The 4918-nt window shown below is 54.6% G+C and carries 4 protein-coding genes; all 4 read left to right on the top strand.

Annotated elements, in window-relative coordinates:
* The first annotated feature begins 45 nt into the window (after nucleotides 1-45).
* Nucleotides 46-1299, top strand: a complete 1254-nt coding sequence (locus OB13_RS16290; protein WP_461491237.1) for an ROK family protein — start codon at nucleotides 46-48, stop codon at nucleotides 1297-1299.
* Nucleotides 1300-1375: 76 nt separating this feature from the next.
* Nucleotides 1376-3295: a glucosamine-6-phosphate deaminase gene (gene nagB, locus OB13_RS16295; protein WP_461491238.1), complete on the top strand. Its 1920-nt coding sequence runs from the start codon at nucleotides 1376-1378 to the stop codon at nucleotides 3293-3295.
* A 90-nt stretch (nucleotides 3296-3385) separates the two neighbouring features.
* Nucleotides 3386-4234 carry an ROK family protein gene (locus tag OB13_RS16300; RefSeq protein WP_461491239.1) on the top strand — a complete coding sequence of 283 codons (849 nt, stop codon included), beginning with the start codon at nucleotides 3386-3388 and terminating at the stop codon, nucleotides 4232-4234.
* A 25-nt stretch (nucleotides 4235-4259) separates the two neighbouring features.
* Nucleotides 4260-4918, top strand: a 659-nt coding sequence (locus tag OB13_RS16305) for a glycoside hydrolase family 20 zincin-like fold domain-containing protein (protein WP_461491240.1), incomplete at its 3' end; no start/stop codon positions are given.

A 4918-nucleotide genomic window follows, 5' to 3' on the forward strand; every position in this document is an offset into this window, starting at 1 on the left:
CATCTGAAGTCACGAGTTTTATATTACCACATAGAATGTTGCTGCATGAGTCTGTTTCTGGCATTGGAAGAAGATTATTTAGAGAAGCTTAACCATGTTGAGAGGAAGAAGCATGTGCAGAAGATTAAGATCGTGCGGCACCTGTATGTAAAGGGAGCCCGGTCTAATGCCGATATTTGTGGCCGGTTCAGCATCAGCTCGCCTACTTCGATGGCACTGCTCAACGAACTGATGGCCGAAGGGCTGGTCGAGCGGCAGGGGCGCGGCGAGTCCGTTGGAGGTCGGAAGCCCGAGCTCTACGGATTGCGCAACAACTCGCTGTTTGTGTTGAGCATCAACATGGAGAAGTTCAGCACCCGCATGGCCATCTTCGACAACAATAACAACAACATCACCGGCACCCATACCTTCCCGATACGCATTTCTAAAGACCTTCGCGCGCTCGAAGAGCTCCACCAGCATGCCAGCAGCCTGATCCTTTCGTCCGGTATTGATGAGCAAAAACTGATGGGCATCGGGCTGAGCCTGCCGGGGCTGGTAGCTTCTAAAGAAGGGGGGAGCTATACCTATCTGCAGACGGGGCAAAACCAGATGCCGTTACAGGAACTGCTGACCCTGAAATTCAGCAAGCCGGTCTACATTCAGAACGACGTGAAAAGTGCCACCCTGGCCGAGTACCGTTTCGGCGCCGCGCAGGGTAAGAAAGATGCCTTGGTGCTGACGCTGGATTGGGGTATTGGCCTGGGCGTGATCATGGATGGCAAGCTGCGCATCGGCACTTCGGGTTTTGCCGGCGAGTTCGGGCATGTGCCTTTTGTAGAGGATGGCATTCTGTGCCACTGCGGCAAGCGGGGCTGCCTGGAAACAGTAGCCTCGGGCAGTGCACTGGCACGTATGGCCCGCGAAGGGATGCAATCCGGGCAGGACACGCTGCTGAAAGAACTCTCGGGGCGCGAGCTGGAGAAGATAGAACCGCATGAGGTGATCGAGGCAGCCAATGAGGGAGACCAGTATGCGATCCAGATACTGGCAGAGACCGGCCGGAACCTGGGCAAAGGCATCGCCATGCTGATCCAGTTGTTCAACCCCGAGCTCATCATCATAGGAGGGAAAATGGCGGAAGCCCGGCAGTACATCACCACACCGATACAGCAATCCATCAACACGTACTGCATGACGCAGCTGCGCGAGCGCACCGTGGTGGCGCTGTCCAGACTAGGGCAGGAGGCCGGTATACTGGGACCTGTGGCGGCCGTCATGGAAAACATTTTTGAGAACCGCATTGAATCCATAAAATAGACTACCATACGCTTCACGGCTACGGGCACAATTGAATAGGAAACACTACAACACATTATAGCACACTACATACACTATGGCTCGATTAAATCTTCTGGAAGAAACCCGATTTGAGAAGCTTCCGGTTACCATTTACCCTGATGAATTCATCGCATCTGTCCGGGTAGCTCAGCGTATAGCCGAGCTGATCCGGTATAAGCAGGGGCGTGGCGAGAAAGCCGTGCTTGGACTTGCTACCGGTGCTACGCCTGTAAAGGTATACGCCGAGCTGGTGCGTCTGCACCGCGAAGAAGGCCTGAGCTTTAAGAATGTGATCACTTTTAACCTGGACGAATACTACCCGATGCAGCCTACAGCGGTGCAGAGCTATGTGACGTTCATGAATGAGAACCTCTTCGACCACATCAACATTGAAAAAGGCAACATTTATATCCCGAACGGCACCCTGCCGCTGGAAGATATCCATGAGTATTGCCTGGACTATGAGCGCAAAATAGAATCGCTGGGTGGGCTGGACCTGCAGCTTCTGGGTATCGGTCGTACCGGTCACATCGGTTTCAACGAGCCGGGCTCAGCGCCAAACTCCGGTACGCGCCTGGTCACGCTCGATGACCTGACCCGCCGTGATGCATCCCGCGACTTTGGTGGTAAAGAGAATGTGCCGCGCAAAGCCATTACGATGGGCATCGGTACCATCTTCAAAGCCCGCGAGATCATCCTGATGGCCTGGAGCGGTAAAAAAGCCCCGATCATCAAGAAGGCAGTGGAAGGAGAGATGTCGAGTGAGGTACCGGCTACGTACCTACAGCTGTCCGACAATGTGGAATTCGTGCTGGACACGGATGCGGCTTCGGAGCTAACCCGCTTTAACACGCCATGGCTGGTAAAAGATTGCGTATGGGATGAGGCCCTGATCAAGAAAGCTGTGATCTGGCTATCCGAAACCGTGCAGAAACCGATTCTCAAGCTCACTGACGAGGACTACAACAGCAACGGTATGGCGCAGCTGGCCACTGAGAAAGGGCCGGCTTACAACATCAACATCGACATTTTCAACAAGCTGCAGAGCACCATCACCGGCTGGCCGGGCGGCAAGCCAAACGCGGATGACAAGCGACGGCCGGAGCGCGCCGAGCCTGCCCGCAAGCGTGTGGTTATTTTCTCGCCACACCCCGATGACGACGTGATTTCCATGGGCGGTACGTTTATTCGCCTTGTAGACCAGGGCCACGACGTGCATGTGGCGTACCAGACGTCGGGCAACACGGCCGTTTGGGACGATGACGTGCTGCGCTACATGGAGTTTGCCATCGATTTTAGCAACAGCATCGGGCAGGACAGCAGCCACTTGGAAACGATTTACGACAACATGCGCACCTTCCTGGAAGACAAGCAGCCAAACCAGCTGGATACACAGGAAATCCGCGATGTAAAAGCCTTTATCCGCAAGAGCGAAGCCATCGCAGGAGCGCGCTATGCAGGACTGGAAGACGACCATATTCACTTTATGGCGCTGCCTTTCTACGAAACGGGCAAGACCGTGAAAAAGCCGGTAACGGAGGTGGACGTGCAGCTGACTATGGACCTACTGCAGCAGGTGAAGCCGCACCAGGTCTTTGCTGCCGGTGACTTTGCCGATCCGCACGGTACGCACATCGTGTGTTTCAATATTTTGCTGGAATCCCTCCGCCGCCTTCGCGAGACAGAAAGCTGGGCACAGGATTGCTGGCTGTGGATGTACCGCGGTGCCTGGCACGAGTTTGCTACCCACGAGATCGAGATGGCAGTACCCCTGTCGCCGCAGGAGGTGGAACGTAAGCGCAACGCCATCTTCAAGCACCAGTCGCAGAAAGACAGGCCGGTGTTCCCGGGCGATGATGCCCGTGAGTTCTGGGTGAGGGCGGAAGAACGAAACCGCGAGACAGCGAAAAGCTACGACAATCTCGGCCTGGCCAACTACGAGGCCATGGAAGCCTTTGTGAGGTGGAAGTTCTAATCTGATTCTTTGCAGCTAAAACGGAGCTAAATGACCGGCTCTGTTTTAGCTGTTTTTTTATAAGTTGTGAAACACGGTGTATAGCATTTGATGAGCAGTTTTAAAGTTTTAGGGATTGATATTGGTGCCACGAAAGTGCATGCCGGCGTCGTGCAGGAGGGTGTATTAGTGGAGGATGTGAAATTCTCGACCTCGGCACTGGCGCCGCAGGAGCAGATCATCGCAGAGCTGATCCGGGGGATTGAACCCCTGATCGATGCCGATGTAGCAGGCATCGGGGTCGGGGTACCCGGCTTGGTGGACGAAAGTCGCGGAATGGTCTGTGATGTGCAGAATATACCTTCCTGGAAAGAAGTATACCTGAAGAAGCACCTCGAAGATCGCTTCCACATACCGGTATACCTGACCAACGATGCGAACTCATTTGCGGCCGGAGAGAAAATTTACGGCAAGGGCAAGGCATTCAGCAACCTGGTAGGTATAACGCTGGGCAGCGGGCTCGGTTCTGGTATCATCATCGATCACAAGTTGTATTCCGGTACCCTATCGAGTGCCGGTGAGCTCGGCGGCGTGCCCTACCTGGACAAGACCCTGGAAGACTATTGCAGCGGAAAATTCTTTGTTGCCGAATATGGTATGACCGGTACGGAACTGTATGCGCTGGCCAAGCAGGGAGATGCCCGTGCCCTGGCTGCCTACAGCAAGTATGGCGAACACCTGGGCAATGCCATCAGGATCGTTTTGTACCTGCTCTCTCCGCAGGCAATTTTCCTGGGAGGCTCTATCAGCACGTGTTATCCTTTGTTTGAAGAGGCGCTGCAACAGCAGCTGCAGACCTTCCCCTTCCGGGCCGTGACCGAGCAACTCACGATCGGTATATCGGACCTGGACAACGCGGCCATACTGGGTGCAGCGGCCCTTTTCCAGCTCCGGAACTAGTACTTACCTATTATAAGGCAAACGAATGACATTCACCAAAAAAATATTTACACTCATCCTATGCGTCTTCTGTACGGTAGGCGCTGCCAACCTGGCTCAGGCACAGACGGCTGCCAGTGCACAAGCGCTGTCGCTGATACCGCAGCCGGTTAAGCTGACCACCCAGCAAGGAAGTTTCGCGCTGCTTGCCGATACGAAGATCTACGTAGACCCCAAGAATGAAGAACTGCAGCGGGTCGGGCAGTTTCTGGCGCAGGATATCCAGCAGGCATCCGGTATAAAGCCGGAAGTGTTACAAAAGAAGCCGAAGAAAAATGCCACCAACCTGATCTACCTGACGCTCCACGGATCGTCTGACACGCTGGGTACGGAAGGCTATACCTTGAGCGTAAAGCCGGCCCGCATCACCTTGGCTGCCCACAAAGCCAACGGCATTTTCCTGGGTACGCAAACGATTCGGCAACTGCTGCCGGCCAGCAAAACAGCCGCTGCTGTCACCATTCCGGCCCTTGAAATTGTGGACAAGCCCCGTTACCAGTGGCGCGGCTTGCACTTGGACGTAACGCGTCATTTTCAGCCGGTGGAGTTTGTGAAAAAGTACATCGACTACCTGGCCATGCACAAGCTGAATACCTTCCACTGGCACCTCACCGACGACCAGGGCTGGCGCATCGAGATCAAAAA

Source organism: Pontibacter sp. HJ8, from assembly GCF_054824225.1.